At 69.0% G+C, this 15,904-nt stretch carries 13 protein-coding genes, 1 tRNA gene and 3 pseudogenes; 12 read left to right on the top strand and 5 right to left on the bottom strand.

The window, feature by feature from the left end:
• The first annotated feature begins 192 nt into the window (after window positions 1-192).
• The 3 genes from AB0D27_RS42460 (at window position 193) to AB0D27_RS42450 (ending at window position 2,604) form a co-directional block, all read left to right on the top strand.
• Entirely contained in the window at window positions 193-1,173 is a 981-nt protein-coding gene (locus tag AB0D27_RS42460; protein ID WP_362520229.1) for an alpha/beta hydrolase, read from the top strand.
• A 327-nt stretch (window positions 1,174-1,500) separates the two neighbouring features.
• Window positions 1,501-1,574 (top strand) — tRNA-Met (locus AB0D27_RS42455).
• A 625-nt stretch (window positions 1,575-2,199) separates the two neighbouring features.
• Window positions 2,200-2,604 (top strand): hypothetical protein, encoded by a 405-nt coding sequence (locus AB0D27_RS42450; protein WP_362520227.1) that lies wholly within the window; start codon window positions 2,200-2,202, stop codon window positions 2,602-2,604.
• 10 nt (window positions 2,605-2,614) lie between these two features.
• On the opposite strand, the gene AB0D27_RS42445 is transcribed toward AB0D27_RS42450, so the two are convergent.
• Genes AB0D27_RS42445 through AB0D27_RS42435 form a run of 3 tightly spaced genes read right to left on the bottom strand, consistent with a single transcriptional unit; the run spans window position 2,615 to window position 7,672 of the window.
• A complete protein-coding gene (locus AB0D27_RS42445) occupies window positions 2,615-5,368 on the bottom strand; it encodes an alkaline phosphatase family protein (protein ID WP_362520224.1) in 2,754 nt (917 codons plus the stop codon).
• A 4-nt stretch (window positions 5,369-5,372) separates the two neighbouring features.
• Entirely contained in the window at window positions 5,373-6,734 is a 1,362-nt protein-coding gene (locus tag AB0D27_RS42440) for an ABC transporter permease (protein ID WP_362520221.1), read from the bottom strand.
• Window positions 6,731-7,672 (bottom strand): ABC transporter ATP-binding protein, encoded by a 942-nt coding sequence (locus tag AB0D27_RS42435; protein ID WP_362520218.1) that lies wholly within the window; start codon window positions 7,670-7,672, stop codon window positions 6,731-6,733. Before AB0D27_RS42435 ends, AB0D27_RS42440 begins: the two co-directional genes overlap by 4 nt.
• Before the next feature lie 505 nt (window positions 7,673-8,177).
• Between AB0D27_RS42435 and AB0D27_RS42430 the strand changes: the two are divergent.
• A pseudogene (locus AB0D27_RS42430) lies at window positions 8,178-8,721 on the top strand (alpha/beta hydrolase); the annotation flags it as partial.
• Here the strand turns inward: AB0D27_RS42430 and AB0D27_RS42425 are convergent.
• Window positions 8,718-8,813, bottom strand: a pseudogene (locus tag AB0D27_RS42425) (IS5/IS1182 family transposase); the annotation flags it as partial. The pseudogenes AB0D27_RS42430 and AB0D27_RS42425 overlap by 4 nt on opposite strands.
• Before the next feature lie 132 nt (window positions 8,814-8,945).
• Between AB0D27_RS42425 and AB0D27_RS42420 the strand changes: the two are divergent.
• Window positions 8,946-9,551, top strand: coding sequence for a hypothetical protein (locus AB0D27_RS42420; protein ID WP_362520215.1), 606 nt, complete (start codon window positions 8,946-8,948; stop codon window positions 9,549-9,551).
• A gap of 139 nt (window positions 9,552-9,690) precedes the next feature.
• Window positions 9,691-10,608: pseudogene (locus tag AB0D27_RS42415) on the top strand (DNA helicase); the annotation flags it as partial.
• Between the two features lie 272 nt (window positions 10,609-10,880).
• On the opposite strand, the gene AB0D27_RS42410 reads toward AB0D27_RS42415, so the two are convergent.
• Complete coding sequence (locus AB0D27_RS42410) at window positions 10,881-11,477, bottom strand: TetR family transcriptional regulator (RefSeq protein ID WP_362520212.1); 597 nt, start codon at window positions 11,475-11,477, stop codon at window positions 10,881-10,883.
• Between the two features lie 192 nt (window positions 11,478-11,669).
• Here AB0D27_RS42410 and AB0D27_RS42405 point away from each other — a divergent pair, with 192 nt between their 5' ends.
• The 6 genes from AB0D27_RS42405 (at window position 11,670) to AB0D27_RS42380 (ending at window position 15,745) form a co-directional block, all read left to right on the top strand.
• The gene (locus tag AB0D27_RS42405; RefSeq protein WP_362520209.1) at window positions 11,670-12,695 is read left to right on the top strand and encodes a hypothetical protein; all 1,026 of its coding nucleotides are present in this window, start codon (window positions 11,670-11,672) and stop codon (window positions 12,693-12,695) included.
• Between the two features lie 34 nt (window positions 12,696-12,729).
• The gene (locus tag AB0D27_RS42400) at window positions 12,730-12,945 is read left to right on the top strand and encodes a hypothetical protein (protein WP_362520206.1); all 216 of its coding nucleotides are present in this window, start codon (window positions 12,730-12,732) and stop codon (window positions 12,943-12,945) included.
• Between the two features lie 46 nt (window positions 12,946-12,991).
• Entirely contained in the window at window positions 12,992-13,894 is a 903-nt protein-coding gene (locus AB0D27_RS42395) for an NmrA family NAD(P)-binding protein (RefSeq protein WP_362520203.1), read from the top strand.
• Between the two features lie 490 nt (window positions 13,895-14,384).
• On the top strand, window positions 14,385-14,519 hold the full coding sequence (locus tag AB0D27_RS42390; protein ID WP_362520201.1) for a hypothetical protein: 135 nt from the start codon (window positions 14,385-14,387) through the stop codon (window positions 14,517-14,519).
• Between the two features lie 162 nt (window positions 14,520-14,681).
• Entirely contained in the window at window positions 14,682-14,861 is a 180-nt protein-coding gene (locus AB0D27_RS42385; RefSeq protein ID WP_362520198.1) for a hypothetical protein, read from the top strand.
• 47 nt (window positions 14,862-14,908) lie between these two features.
• Complete coding sequence (locus tag AB0D27_RS42380; RefSeq protein ID WP_362520195.1) at window positions 14,909-15,745, top strand: enoyl-CoA hydratase/isomerase family protein; 837 nt, start codon at window positions 14,909-14,911, stop codon at window positions 15,743-15,745.
• Window positions 15,746-15,904: the final 159 nt, after the last annotated feature.

Genomic DNA, 15,904 nt, shown 5'->3' with positions numbered 1-15,904 from the left:
GCCCGGCCCGTCCGGCCCGGCCCGGCCCGGCCCGTCGCGGCCCGGGACCGCGACGGACATCGAAACGCGTGAGACAGACCGCCCGGAGCCGTTTGCTGAAATGGCAACAAGGCTCGCCGCGCCCGCGTCGTTCCCCGCATGATCGGCAACCGAAACGATGGCGCAGAGCAGATCGACAGTCTTGGAGGATTCATGTCGCAGCAGGCCACGGACGTCACGCACCGAATGGTCTCCTCGCCCGCCGGCCGGATCCACCTGGTGGAACAGGGCACCGGACCGCTGGTATTGCTCGTGCACGGCTTCCCGGAGTCCTGGTACTCCTGGCGCCACCAGCTGCCGGCCCTGGCCGCAGCCGGGTACCGCGCGGTGGCCATCGATGTGCGCGGCTACGGCCGCTCCTCCAAGCCCACCGGCACAGACGCGTACCGGATGCTGGAGCTGGTGGCGGACAACGCCGCGGTGGTGCACGCGCTGGGCGAACAGTCGGCAGTCGTCGTCGGCCACGACTGGGGGGCGGCTATCGCCGCCAACTCAGCCCTGGTCAGGCCGGACATCTTCCGCGCGGTCGGACTCCTCAGCGTGCCCTACGCCCCGCGCGGCGGGCCGAGGCCCAGCGAGGCCTTCGCGCGGATGGGCGGGGACGAGGAGTTCTACGTCTCCTACTTCCAGGACCCCGGCCGGGCCGAGGCCGAGATCGAGCCCGATGTGCGCGGCTGGCTCGCGGGCTTCTACGCTGCCCTGTCCGCCGACACCATGCCCGCGCCCGACGTATCGAGCCCCCACTTCGTCAGCCGGGGCGGCACGCTGCGCGACCGGTTCCCCACTGGTCGGCAGCCCGCCTGGCTCAGCGAGAACGACCTGGACGTCTACGCCGGGGAGTTCGAGCGGACCGGCATGAGCTGGGCGCTGAACCGCTACCGCAACATGGACCGGGACTGGGACGACCTCGCCGCATTCGACGGCGCCCCCATCACCCAGCCCTCCTTGTTCATCGGCGGCAGCCTGGACGCCTCCACCACCTGGATGGCCAAAGCGATCAAGGCATACCCCACCACCCTGCCCGGCCTGGTCTCCTCCCACATCCTCGACGGCTGCGGCCACTGGGTCCAGCAGGAGCGCCCCGCCGAGACCAACCGGCTCCTGACCAACTGGCTTGCCTCCCTGCCCTCCTGAAGCCTCGCCGGCCGCCCGGACCGGCGCCCGGGAGCGGTCGGCAACGGCCCGCCAGGAAAGCCCAGTGCCGTCGTAACTCGTGAACATCTCAATCGTCCGCCGACGCTCGGCTGCCTCCCCAAACCCATGTCGAAGTACTGCTCGTTCTCGTGCACAGAGCCACCGCGTCTCCGGCCGGTTGAGACAGGGACCCGGATGAGCGGATGCGGAGCTGTAGGCCGCCTGATCCGTCCGGCACCGCACGGCGTCTCTGTCCTCGATATTGCCCCCGTGGGCAGACGGTGGTCTCCGGCGCACGCTGTGATGGCGTACGGTGGGGTTTACCGACGCGGGGTGGAGCAGCTCGGTAGCTCGCTGGGCTCATAACCCAGAGGTCGCAGGTTCAAATCCTGTCCCCGCTACTCCTGAGAGGACCCGGATCCAACTGGATCCGGGTCCTCTCACATTCCTCGGTGATCCCTACTTCTGTCTCCTGCCCGACGTAGTCGTCCAGCGCATGCCGAATGCGGCCAGGTCCGGTCCGCACGGCTTGCTCGGTGTGCTTGCCGGCCCATTTTCCTGATGTGGTCCAGCACCATGCCGAGCTTCACCGCCAAGAGTTCCTCAGCGCCGGCCTGACGGCTCGCCAGGCTGGCCGCGATGTTGCGGCGGCTATAAAATCCACTCCTGCCGGTGGTGCCGTATCCCCTGCCGGACTGCCATACACCCTCCGTAGAGGCGGGGAAGACCGAAGCTCTTTGAGGACGCCGAGGTGGCTGTGGTCGAAGAGCCCGTCCAGCTCTACGACCCCGTCTAGGACAAGGCCGACCCGGACGACATCGCCTTTGCCGGCCACCACAACGCCCACGGCAACTTCCCAACTCCGTCAGCTCCTGGGCTGCGGCTGGCAAGGGCCCCGCACAAACTGTCGCTCACGCTGGACCGTGTGGCCGGAACACAGTTGGTCGGCAGGAAAAGGGGTTGGCGAGCCGCTCGGCCCGGTCGCCGTGCGATCCACATCCACGCGGCGGCGCGTGCCGTGCCGGAATGGCAGGCGACCCTGGACGCCTCCAGGAACTGCCGGAGATCGGCGCCGAAGGGCCGGTCGGCTTCTGGGGCATCATGCAGGGGATCGGGATCGGGGTGCCGTTGACGGCGGTCGAACCCAGGATCACCGTGGCGGATTTCGGTGTGCTGGGGCATGAGTCCCTGACCGAGGCGACGGCAGAGATCACCGTCCCGGTCGAGTTCCTGCTCCCGTGGGACGGCGAGCACGTCGAACGCCAATCCGGTCTCGTAGGCGAGTTGCGTGCGCAGGAACGTGACATCCTGCGTGTGGAGCGCCTTGCCGATAAGTTTCAGCGCGGGCTGCGCCTGCTCCGGGTAGACCTCCGCCTGTTCCACGAAGGCCCCTGGCCGGCGGTGACGTCGGCCAGGGGCCTCTTGATGTGATCAGCCTGTGTCAGCCGTCGGACTCCGACGACGGGATGTAGGCGCCCGGCACGTCCTGAGGCGCGAAGATCTTGTCCTCGCCGGGGTACGGCTTCGTCCAGTTGTGCGTCTGGTACCACGTGAAGTGGTTCATCTGCGCGGGGTTCGCGAAGTCGGGCACAGCGCCCGGCCCGGTCAGCCGCTGCTTCGACTTCCAGGTCTCCCACTTCGCTGCGACCGCCTGCTTGTCCGCCGGCACCTTCGCCGACGGCACAGCCGCTGCCCTGGGGTCCTGGGGGGCCGGGGTGTCCACGCCGCAGGCAGGCGGGGTCGACAGACCCGCGGTCAGCGAGGTCCGGTTGGGCAGCGCCTTGAACGGCGTGTAGTTAGGGTGCTGGCTGAACGCCCCACGCATCGGGCTGGCCGCACTGTCCTTCTGGTTCATCGGGTGGATCCCGAGGATCTGCTCGATGGTCCGGATCATCGTGATCTGGGAGTAGTAGTGGCTGTCGACCTTGCCGTGCTGCGCCCAAGGGCTGATGATCTGGATCGGGGCACGGTGGCCGTCGACGTGGTCGAGGCCGGCCTGGGAGTCGTCCTCGACGACGAAGATCGCGGAGTCCTTCCAGTACTTGCTGTGCGAGATCTCGTCGACGATCTTGCCCGTGGCGAGGTCGTTGTCGGCGACCTGAGCGGCGGCGTTCGCCGGGCCACCGGTGTGGTCGCTGGAGAGCCAGAACATGTTCAGGTTCGCCGGCCCGTTCCTCTCGAAGTCACGCTTCCAGATCTGTTCCCGGTAGATGTCCGGGACGCTGGTGTCGAACTTCGGGAAGCCGTGCACGGACACGTCGTTGAGCGACGGGATCGGCGAGGACGAGTTCAGGGTGTAGGCGGTGTCCTGACCGGTCGCCTCCATGTTCTTGGAGTCGCAGTACAGGTTCTGCCAGCTCGCGCCCGACGGCTTGGTCAGGAACTGCTGGAATTCGCCGAAGTCCCGCACGGACTTCCCGGCCGCCTGCGCACCGGTCCAGATGAAGCCGGTCCGCTGGTGGCCGAGAGCGTCGTCCTCGGTGTCGTAGCTGCGCGCGTACTCACCGGCCGAGGACTCGGTGTATTCCGGGTCGTCGGCCTGCATCAGCCAGTTGTGGCCCTCCGCGGAGTTCGTGCCGATGTCGTACGTGTTGTCGTACAGCCCGAACTGCTCGGCCAGCGCGTGCTGGTTCGGCGTCACGTTCTCGCCGAACTCCGCCAGCGACGGGTCGCCGTTGCCCTGCGGGACGTCACCCAGGACCTGGTCGTAGGTCCGGTTCTCCTTGACGATCAGGAAGACGTGCTTGATCGTCGAGGGGGCGCCGAGCCGCTGCGGGACCGGCACCGGCTTCGCCTTGCTCTTGCCCTTGGCCAGCTCGACCGAGCCGCCCGTCCAGCCGTTCTGCTTGAAGACCTTGGCCGTTTCGGACCTGATGACGCTGTCGTCCGGCAGCGTGAACCGCTGCACGCTCGACGTCGTGTCGTGGGTGGCGTGCCCGGCGCTGTTGGTGGGGCGGCGGGCGTCGATACCACGGGCGTTGGAGACGAGCACGTCCTTGCCGACGGTGGCGATCTCCGCGGGGAAGTAGTCCGTCGGCAGCAGGCCGACGTAGCTGACCGGCTCCTGCGGGGTCGTGTACCGGTAGACGGCGACCGCGTTGGCGCGGCCGAGCGTCACCAGCAGGTGACCGTCGTCGGTGAGCGTCACCGCGTCGGGCTCGTAGCCCACCGAGGCCTCCGGCCACGGCTGCGTGGCGATCGTCTGCACGACCTTGTTGCCGGCGGTGTCGATGACCGACACGTCGTTGGTGGCGGTGTTGGTGACGAACAGCGCCCCGTTCTTGGCGTACAGGGCGGTCGGGTGCAGACCGACGTCGATGCTCGAGACGGCGGCAGCCGGGTTGGCCAGGTCGATGACGCTGACCGTGCCGGTGGTGGTGGCAGCGGTCTTCGGGTCGGCCGGCACCTGGGTGCCGTACGAGTTGACGGTGGTGTCGCCGGCCTTCGCCGGACGCCCGCCCTCGTTGCTGACGTAGAGCTTGTCGCCGACCTTGACCATGTCACGCGGCGCGTTGCCCACGGCCCAGCTCTGCTTGATGGCCCCTGTCGCCGCGTCGATGGCGACCACCCGGTTCTGGCCGTTGACCGCGCAGTACACCCTGGAGCCGTCGGGCGAGAACACCGCCTCGCCGACCAGCGCGTGCTTGGCCCCGTCCGCCGGGATGTTGACGGACTTGGGATTGGCGACGCTGCCGTCCGGGTTCACGGTGAACTTGGTGTAGCCGTCGGTCTGACCCAGCCACAGCTGCGAACCGTCGGGTGAGTACGTGGGGCCTTCCTGGCCCACGCTGTTGCTGCTGATCCGCGGGCTCGACGACGCGGAGTTGCTGACGAGCTGCTGCACCTTCCAGGTCTTCAGGTCCACGATGGACAGCGCCGCCCCACCGTCGGTGACCGAGGCCGCAAGATGGGTGCCGTCCGGGCTGACAGAGGACGACATGATCTTGCCGTTGTTGACGACGAGGCGGTCGCCGTACGGGGCGATGTACTGGTCGCTGGAGACAACCTGGCCCTGATCGGTGACCTGGCCGACCTGGTCGGTGCCGAACTGGTGCGTCTGGGCGAAAGCGGTGCCGGCGGCGAGGGCGACAGCGGTGGTGCCTGCCGTTATCAGGGATATCCGGCGGCCGATGCGTCTACCGAGAAAGCCGAAACGGTCCTTCTCGACACGCCGACGGCGGCGCGTTACCTGCATGGAGTTATCCCTTCGAGGTGGCGAGCAGTTCGACGTTGCTGTCGAACTGCCAGAGCGGGTTCGGTGCGTCCCCGGCCGGGGTCCGCACCAGGAAGTAGCCGTTCACTTCCTTCGGTCCGTCGCCATCGGCCATGAAACGGCCGTCTGCGGTGACGTCGAGCTGGTAGATGGCCGTCCCTGCGACGTCGACGCCGGGGAGATGCCAGGTGACGACGCAACGCCAGTCGTTGCCCGGCCCCTCGGCGGCGACCTTGACGCTGCCCTTGTCGCACGTCGCCGCGACCTTCAGCTGCGCCTCGGTGACGTCGGGGCGGTTGAGCTGCTTGGTCTGGATGCGATAGAGGTGGGCGAACGCGGTGGCGACCGAGCGCTGCACTTTGTCCTGCTCGATCCCGGAGCCCGAGGCCGTGGTCGCCGAGGCGACGACCGCAACCGTGACGGCGACCAGCCCGGCGAGCGGCAGGGCTCCGGCGGTGAACGCGCGGCGCCCGGAGCCGTCGTCGGTCAGGTTGGTGAAGTCGCGCCGCAGGAAAAGCAGGTAGGCCAGCGTTGTCGCGGTCACGGCCCACACCAGGCTGACCACGATGCCGATCAGGAGCGGGCCGAGATGCGTGGGGCTGGTGAACAGACCGTTCCAGGCGATGAAGGCGTAAGCCGGCAGGGCGAGGCGTACGGCGACGGGCAGCGGCAGCATCTGGGCGAGCTGCATTGCGAGCGCGACGAGCGCGGGCAGCAGCAGTCCCATCGGGGAGCGCCCCAGCGCGACGGACCCGAGTAGTCCGATCGCGGCGAGGGCCAGGGTCGGGGCGAGTACGCAGGCCCAGGCGAGCAGGACCTTTCCGGCGGCGTCCGCCGGCGTCAGTAGATGGCCGTCGAGGCCGACCAGCGGCTGGTTGCCGACCGCCGCGACCCCGCCGGCCGCGCTGGAACAGGCCAGCCCGGCCACGAGCAGCAGGATGACGGTGAGGCTGGCCAGTGCCTTCGCTGCGAAGATCCGTCGGGGCGAACGGACCGCCACGAGCAGGTGGCGCCAGGTGCCGAGCCGGTCCTCGGAGGCGAACACGTCGCCGGCGACCATCGAGGTCAGCAGCGGCAGCGCCCAGGTGCCCGCGAAACCGAGCATCACCAGCGGTCCGGCCCATCCCGTGGCGTGCATCCAGCGACCGAAGAGGGTGTCGACGGGGAGCGTGCTCTGCCGGCTCACCGCGGCGACGAAGAGCGCCGGCGTGATCCAGCAGGCGAGGACCAGCAACCGGATCCGCCATTGCGAGACCAGCTTGACCAGCTCGAAGCGGTAGCCGCGTGACACCGAGACGCTGCGGGCACTGGCAGCGTGGTGGTCGGCGATGGTCGCGGGCGCGGTCAACGGGCTGCCTCCTGCTGCTCGGTGAGGGCGAGGAACGCGGCCTCGAGCGGCGACACCACGGGTGCGAGCTCACGCAACGCAATGCCCGCGTGCACGAGTTGCACCACCAGTTCGTCGAGGGCGGCCACCAGCGCGCGTACGACGAGCACCTCGGCTTCGTGTCGTGCCCCGGCGTCGTCGACGACCCGGATCCCGGCCGTGTCGACGGCCAGTTGGCGGGCGGCCTGCGGGTCGGAGGTGAGCAGCCGGTAGTCGAGTTCACCTTTCTCGGCGGCCAGCTTGCTCAGCGGGCCGGAGAAGACGACCCGTCCGGTGGCGATGATGGTGACCTCGCAGCACAGTGCCTCGAGGTCGTCCATGCGGTGGCTCGAGAGCACGACGCTGGTGCCGTTCGCCGCCAGCCGGGTGAGCACACCGTGTACGTGTTTCTTGCCGGCCGGGTCGAGGCCGTTGGAAGGTTCGTCGAGCACGAGCAGCCGGGGCTTGGTGAGCAGGGCGGCGGCGAGCCCGAGCCGCTGACGCATGCCGAGAGAGAAGCCGCGGGCCCGGTCGTCGGCGACATCGGTGAGCCCGACCTGGTCGAGCACGTCGTCGATCCCGGTGGTCCGCGCGTCGTGGCCACGCAGAGCGGCCAGCGCGGCCAGGTTCTGCCTGGCGGTGAGCGAGGGGTAGAGACCGGGCCCGTCCACGAAGCCGGCGACACCGTCGGGAGCGGCGAACGCCCGCCCGAGCGGCGCACCCAGGATCTCGAGGCGGCCGCTGTCGGCGACAGCGAGGCCCAGAAGGATGCCGAGCAGTGTCGTCTTGCCGGCGCCGTTCGGTCCCACCAAGCCGTGGATCTGCCCCTGCGTCACATCCAGATCGATGCCGTCAAGTGCGACAACGTTGCCGAAAGACTTGGTGATCCCGCGAGCCCGGACTGCGAGGGGTCTGTCCATGAGTCCCTTCCTTCGAAACCTCCAAGGACCTTAAGGACGGCACACAACGCAGGCAGGAACAGCCGGTTGAACGTTCCTGGAACGGGAGACGATCGGCATCCGCCGCGCCGACGTTCCGCCGATAGCTGGGTTGTCCACGCCCGGCCGGGGGCTCTGTCACAGGTTGCCGGGAAGACACGGCGGACCCACTCCTTTTCATGCAAATACACCCGGGAGTGAGGAAATTGACGGAAAGTCGGATTTAGGATTAGAGCAGGGAATTTCACAGGAGGGACGCGCTTAGACCGTGCCCTATGTGGTGAGGCGGCATCCGGCCACGGAGCTCCGCAAAAACCCATTGGCGGACCACGGCGACCACTGCTGCTTTTCCGGAGGCCATGCGAGAGATTGAGGAGGTGGTACCCGTGAACGCAGTATCGACATGGGTGCTCCCCTCCGGGGTCACGGTCGGGCGATAGGTCGTCCGGGAGCGCCGCTCTGAGCACTCCCGAAAGGCACGACCACGCACTTCACTTCCGAACAGCGCCTCGACGACGGCGTCCTCGAACGCGAATTCACCCTCGGCGAGATCACCGGCACCCTGTGGACGCCTGAATCCGCCGCACCGGCCCCGCTGATCCTGATGGCCCACAACAACGGCCTGCCCAAGGGGGAACCCCGGCTGGTGGCCCGGGCCCGAATTACCGCGGCGTACGGCTACGCGGTGGCCACCATCGACGCCGCCGGGTGCGGTGACCGGCCCCGTTCCGCCGCCGCCGAGCAGGCCCGCGCCGAGCTCCGCCGGGCGATGCAGGCCGGCGAGCCGGTCGACAAGATCTTCGAGTCCTTCATCGGCCCGCTGGTTGAAAAGGCGGTCCCGAACTGGCGGACCACCCTGGACGCCCTCCTGTCGCTGCCCGAGGTCGGCGGCCCGGTCGGGTACTCCGGGTGGATGGCCCTCGGCGTTTCGGCTGGCGGTGGTCGAGCCGCGCATCGCGGCCGCCGGCTTCTTCGCCGGGGGTTACGTGCCCCACGCCCAGCGCGAGGAGGCCCGTCAGATCACCACACCGCCCTGCGGCCGCACCCTCGACGGCGGGATCAGCGGCTCCGCGATCTCCCACAACCCGTCCGGAGCAATCCAACTCCACGTACCCCGCCCCATACCGAGGCCAAGGACGCCTCACCACATAGGACACGGGCTTAGAGCTCGTAACACGATCTTGTCGAGCGTGGCTGCTCCGCCGTGACGTACGCGGTGTTGTGTCCACTGGCGGGCCGTGGGCAGCCGACTGTGATGATGGACCATGACCTGTGGGCGCTGATCGAGCCGTTGCTGCCGAACTGGCCGCGGGAAGGCTTCCGTCCCGAACCCGGTGTCGACCTGATAGAAACGCTTCGAAGGGGGAGGAACATGGGTGGCTTCAAGTGTGGATGCGGCAACATCTTCAGCGGTTCCCACAACTCAGGTCAGCAGTTCCGGCTCGTCCCTGACGAGCTCTTCGACCAGATCGCCTGGCCTGCTCCTGCCGACCTCGACACCCAGGAGCGGCAGCGTGCCGTGGAAGCGTCGTTCTCGTCGCTGTACGTCTGCGGCAACTGCGGGCGGCTTCACAGGGATGGCGAGAGCGGATCGATCATCTCGTACCTCGCCGATGTCTCCCTACCCCGCATCTGGGCCGACTTCGCTCTGCGGGACGAGCTCGGTCGAATCCTCCTCTGCCAGGACAGGAGCCTTGCTGACATCCGCCGCCAGAAGCTTCTCCTCAACCCGCCTTTGCCCGTAGTCCTCTACGACGAATCGGGTGCGGAGGCGTTGGGGGAGGCGGAGTTCGGCCTGGACGCTGCCGGCAGCTACGACGAAACGCTTTGGGCGGTCAGGCTGGGTGATCGCCCCGCCTGAGGATTCGATGGCGGGCTCGCGGCTGGGCGTGTAGGCCCGCATCGCGATCACGGGCGGGACTTCTTGAGGCGCCTCCAGCAGATGAGGCCGCAGGCAAGGGAGACGAAGGCGTCGTGCAGGTCGAGGCGTCGTTCCTTGACAGAAGACCCTCTCCGACACCGCCCTACGTACGCTGGTCCGCTTCTGCCACACCGCCGATCCCGCTATCCCTCGACCACGTCCCGCGCCTGCGGGCCCTGGAGGACCACGCCCCGCACGCTCAACTCGCCGCCCTCCTTGTCCCCTTCGCCCGCAAGGCGTGGGGCGACCTCCAGCACCCCGACGACGACTCGGTCCGCTTCGACCCCGACCACTACCTGAAAATCTGGGCCCTCACGAGCCCGAAATCAACGCCGACTTCCTCCTGCTGGACGAGGCCCAGGGCACCAACCTCGTCGTCGAGCAAGAAGATCCGGCCCGCGGCGCGCTTCGGAATCAGCCCGTTCGGGGTGCGGCGCAATCTTCCTCGCCCAGCGCGGCCACGCCCAGTTGGTGATGGTCGGCGACTCCGCCCAGGCCATCTACGACTGGCGCGGCGCCAAAGACGTCACGACCGGCTTCGACGGCACCCAGCTCGCGCTGTCACAGTCCTTCCGCTTCGGCCCCCGGCTCGCCGAGGAGGCCAACCGGTGGCTGCACATCGCCGGTGCCCCGATCGGCCTGACCGGCACCGACGCTGTGTCGACCGAACTCGGTTCCGTCACCCGGCCCGACGCCGTACTGTGCCGGAGCAACGTCGGTGCCATGGCCCAGGTCATGAAACTGCTGGCGACCGGATCCCGGGTGCCTTGGCCGGGGGAAGAGACAGCCTGCGCGCCCTGGCCCTGCCTGCCCGTGACCTGAAGGACGGCCGTCGCACCACCCATCCCGAACTGGTGCTGTTCACTACCTGGAGCGACTTGCAGGACTACGCCGCCCACGATCCGTCAGGGCGCGACCTGCAGCCGCTGGTCGACCTTGTCGACACCCAACCCACGGCACCGACGTCATTCTGGCCGCCGTCGCCCAACTCGCCCCCGGAAGCCAAGTGGGCGTGCCAGCGCGGGTGCGCGGCCAGCCATGCCTTGGTGTGCTTGGCGGTGTGGGAAGAGCCGTTGCTGCTGGCCCGGTCCTACTACTTCTCCGCACATACTTCTCCGCACAGCTCTCGCGGGCCGAGGCCGAGCTGCGCGCCCCGGGGCCCGCGGACCGCTGCGCCGGCGCCCGGCCCGGCCGTGGAACGGGAACTGACGGCCGGGCCCGGCCTGCAGCCGAACTGCGGGCCCGGTCGGCCGTGCGGCCGGCCCCCGGTCAGTCCGTGCGCTGCTGCGGTTCGGACTGCCCGGTGCCGCTCTCGGTGAGAGCCGTGCGCGCGGCCTGCAGCAGTTCTTCGGAGAGCGGGTTGCCCCGGGTGGCGCGGGCGAGGACGAGGGCACCGACCATGGTGCAGAACTGGGCCATGCCGTCGTCGTCGCCCGTGGCCAGCCGAGCGGCGAGGTTCCGTACCCCGTTGATGTAGACGTGGTGGGCGCCGGCGGCCTGGCCGGGCTCGCGCCCCAGGTCAGCGGCGAATCCGGAGACGGGGCAACCGTCTCCGGCGTGATCCCGGTGCCCCACCGAGAGGTAGCGCTCGATCAGCGTCCGGCGGGCGGCCTCATGCTCCCCGGCGTGCTCCTCGATCGCCACCGCCGAGTGTGCCGCCGGATCGTCGAAGGCGTGGGCAATGGCCTCGTCGACCAGGTCCTCCTTGGAGGCGAACTGCTTGTAGAACCCGCCATGGGTGAGCCCGGCGGCCTTCATCAGGTCGGCGACGCTGACCGCGGTGCCTTTCTCGCGGAACATCCGGGAGGCGGTGGCTACGACGCGCTGCCGGTTCTCCTGTGCTTGCGCCTGGGACACGCGGCCCATGCAATCACTCTCCTCAAATGGATGCCGCTTGCCATCTATCCTAGCCCCCGTTTAGATTGTTAGCGACATCTATTTGATGCCGATGAGATCACCTTGCAGGTCAAGCAGGGCCCTGCGCTGCCTCCCACCGTCTGAGGCCGACGGCCTCCGTCCGGCAATCGCAGAACCACCGACAGCACTGGAGACCCCCCTGTGGAATCGCCACCCGCCCCCACCGAGTCCTCGCCGCCCGCGGCGTCCACGCCATCCGTGCCGTCCGGACCGTCCGCCCGCCGGGCGGTGCCGGTGCGGGCCTGGCTGCAACCAGCGATCGTCGGACTGGTCGTGGTATCGGCCTTTGTCGCCTGTTATGTGGGCCTCCAGCGCAACCCCGAGCCGCACGGCGTGCCGCTGGCCGTGACCGGGCAGCAGCTCGCCACCGAGGTCCGCCAGACGCTCGGCGACCGCGTCGACGTGCACCAGGCAGCCGACGCCGCCTCGGCGCGCCGCGCGGTGGTCCACCGTGACGCCGTTGCAGCCCTCGGCCCCAACGGTGACGGCGGACTGCGGCTGGACGTGGCCGGAGCCAACGGCCTGTCCACCACCAACGCCGTCACCGGCCTCGCCGCCACCTATGCGAACCAGGCGGGGCAACACCTGGAGACCGCGGACATCGTCCCGCTGGCCAAGTTCGACAGCCGTGGACTGTGCGGCTTCTATGTGGCGTTCGGTGTGACCCTCGCCGGGTTCGTCCTCGCCCAGAACACCCTGGGCCTCGGCCACGTGCTGGCCCTGCGCCACCGGTTCCGGCTGATCTGGGGCTTCTCGGCAGCCTGCGGCACCATCGCTGCCGCCATCGCCGGACCCGTCATGGGAGCCCTACCCGCACCGTTCCTGCCCCTGGCGGGCACGCTCGCGCTGCTGGCAGCCGCGGCGGCGTTCACCACCAAGCTGCTCGGCACCTGGCTGGGCCCGGTCGGCGTCCCGGTGGCCACCCTGCTGCTGCTCACCGTCGGCAACTCGACCAGCGGCGCCGCCATCGGCGTCGTCCTGCTGCCCGGTCTGGCCCGCATCGTCTCGGGGCTGCTCCCGCCCGGCGCCGCCGTACGGGCCGTCGCCGACCTCAGCTACTTCGGCGGTGCCCACGTCGCCGGCCCGCTGATCACCCTCACTCTGTGGGCCGTGCTCGGGGCACTGCTGGTGGGCCTGCGGTCCCGACAGGTCGCCGCCCGGGGCTGAGGGCCCGCTGCCCGGGACGCGCGGGGCAGGCTCTGTGTGCCGTCCTCTGCTCGGTGCGTGCCCGCTGATCCAGCGGGCCGGCATCCCGCAGGCCCGGCCGGTGGACTCGGGGCCCGCAGCGGCCGAGGTGCAGGCCCCCGCAGCCGACTTGCTGCTCGCCCCGTGGAAACGGCGACCCGCGAGCCCGGAGTGGATCAGCGGTGACATCGCCGCGGCCAACGCCTTGCTGACAGCTCCGCTGACACTCTGACCACACCTCAACTCAGATATTCCATTACTCCGAAGGAGATCGACTGATGCTTGCCAGCAACCTTGTTCTTATCCCCGGTGCCGGCGGCGTGGGCCGTACGGTCTTCGAGCAATTGCGTGCTCAGGATGTGCCAGTGCGTTTCATGGTCCGTCGCGAGGACGAGCGTGCGGCTGAGCTGCGGGCGCTCGGCGCAGAGGTCGTCATCGGTGACCTGACCCGGCCCGAGACGGTAGCGGCCGCGCTGCAGGGCGTGACGCGGATGTACTTCGCGATGCGCGTGTCGCCGGACCACCTGCTGGCGGCGACCGTGGTGGCCTCCGTTGCGAGGGAGTACGGGAAGCTGGAGGCCCTGGTCGACCTGTCGCAGATGACGGTGTCGCAGATGACCGCCACCAGCACCGAGGAGTCGCACCAGCAGCGCCTGCACTGGCTGGCGGAGCAGGTACTGAACTGGTCCGGCCTGCCCGTGGTGCACATCCGGCCGACGGCGTTCCTGGACACTCCGCTGTTCACCACGATGGCGGCGCGGTCGATTCAGGAGAACGGCACGATCGCGCTGCCGTTCGGCACCGGCCGCACCTCGCCGGTCGCCGTGGACGACGTCGCCCGGGTCGTCGCCACCGTGCTCCGCGACCCGGCTCCGCACATCGGACAGGTCTACGAGCTGACCGGGCCGCGCTCGGTCGACATGACGGAGCTGGCGGCGGAATTCTCTCGGGCGCTGGGTCGTCCGGTGGCCTATGTGGACGTGCCGCTGGACCGGTGGGAGGCCCAGCTCCCGAAGCTGGGGATGCCACCGCACCTCGAACAACACGTCGCCACCATGGCCCAGCTGCACCGGGACAACCGTTACGACCGCACGGCCGACGGCGTGGAGCGCGTGACGGGCATCCCCGCCCAGTCGATCGAGGCGTTCGTGGCCGCCCGCAGGGACTTCTACCTGGGCTGAGCCGCCCCGCTAAGGCCGGCCCCGGGGCGACTGCTGCCGCGGGGCCGGCCGAGCCCTCTTGGCCGCATCGTGACCAGTGCAGATGACGATCGCGACGACCGTCGGTGTCGCGGCGGTAAGCCCGGCGCTTGGTGGGCAGCACGATGCCGTCCGCTTCTGCGCAGTCGTAGACGTAGACGTACTGTGCGGCTGCGAATCCGCCAGCCACGTCGACGTGGTAGTCGTGGCGCCCCAGCAGCCGGTCAGCCCGGCCGTCCTCGACTTGGTCGCTCTTGGACGACAAATCGTCATCGCCGCCCTCGGCTCCGGTGATCACACAAAGTCGGAGCGGGTCGGACGGCGGAAGTAAAGTGAGACCAGCATCGAAACCAACGGCAGTTGGGCGGCGAAACAGATGCAACGACATGGGGCCATTCCGCCGAGTTCGAAGCGTCTTCCCGCACCAACGCGGGACAGGGAGCAGCTGATCGTCTCTGCGGCCGAGGAAGTTGTGGCGCTGGAGAAACTGTTCGATGACGACGAGCGCGCCCAGCTGCCCGGCGAGCAGCCGGCCATCCGCGCCATCGTCAGCGACGACCCGTCCGTCCCTGCCTTCTACACCGACCCCGACGCCGTTGCTCACTAACCTGCCGCTTGAGGGGGCGAAGGTGGACAACATAGCGACCCGCCGCTCGATGCGTTGGACCCGTACACCCCCGGAGAGTGGGTCGACCGGATCGGCCCATGTCGCCGCGCTTGATGCCGACGAGCGCGAAGGCGGGCAGCGAGGCGACTTCCGACCCCGCTGATGATGCTCGTCGCCCAGCACGACCACATCACCGGTGTGGATCTGCCGCTGAAGGCCTACGAGCGGGCGCTGCAGCCCAAGCGCGTCGTGCTGCTGGAAGGCGGGCACTTCGACCCGTACCACGCGCAGTTCGAGACGGCGTCCCGCACGGCCCCGGAGTGGTTCCAGCAGAACCTGTGACCCTTCCCGGCGGCTCCCTTCCCTACCCCTCACCCACAGGAGTGATCATGAGCTTTGCCTACTCGTCGATCCAAACCCGACAGGAAGCCGGTGTCCGGTTCGCCACCCTCGACGCCGGCCCCCTCAATCTGATCGGTGTCGACCTCGTGCGCGACCTGGTCTCGCTCGTCGACACGCTGTACACCGACCCCGGTGACGTGCGGGTCGTTGTCATCGACAGTGCCTCGCCGGAATTCTTCTCGGCGCACGTGGACCTCACGGCGATCCCGCAGTACACCGCAGAGGCCGCGAAGGCCGGCGGTCCCGGTGACGCCTCGCTCGGCATGTTCCTGTACAAGCTGGCGCACGTCCCGATGATCACCATCGCCAAGGTGCGCGGTAGGGCCCGCGGCGGTGGCAATGAACTCGCCCTGGCCTGCGACATGATCTTCGCCTCGCGCGAGAACGCGATCTTCGGACAGTTCGAGTCCGGCACCGGCGCCCTGCCCGGCGCCGGCGGCATACAGCACCTGACCCGGCGGCTCGGCAGGACACGTGCCATCGAGGCCATCACCGGCGCCGACGACTTCGACGCCGACCTCGCCGAGCGCTACGGCTGGATCAACCGCGCTCTGCCCGACGCCGAACTGGACGGCTTCGTTGAGAGCCTGGCCAAGCGCATCGCCGGCTTCCCGCCCGAGGGAGTCAAGGCCGCCAAGCGCGCCATCAACGGCCTCACGCTGCCTGACCGAGCGAACGTCCGCTCCGACTCGGCCACGTTCCTCGGTCTGGTTGCACTGCCCGAATCCCGTGAGCGCCTGGACTACCTCGCGGACCGGGGCCTCCAGACGCCCGGTGAGCTCGAACGCGACCTCGGCAAGGCCGTGGCCGAGTTTCGCGGCTGAGGCGGCAGCCCCCGCGGTGTCGCCGGACCCAATGCCGGGACCGCGTCAACGGCGAAGTCATGGGCTAGGCCATTTCTGATGGCTCTTGGTGGGCTGGGTGGATCTCGTGGTTTGCCGGGCAGGACGCCCGTATGGTGCGGCGACACGAGCTCACGGACG

The organism is Streptomyces sp. NPDC048415, assembly GCF_040651675.1.
GTDB lineage: Bacteria > Actinomycetota > Actinomycetes > Streptomycetales > Streptomycetaceae > Streptomyces.
The sequence above is the reverse complement of the archived record's forward strand: the minus strand, read 5'-3'. Positions and strand labels throughout refer to the sequence as shown.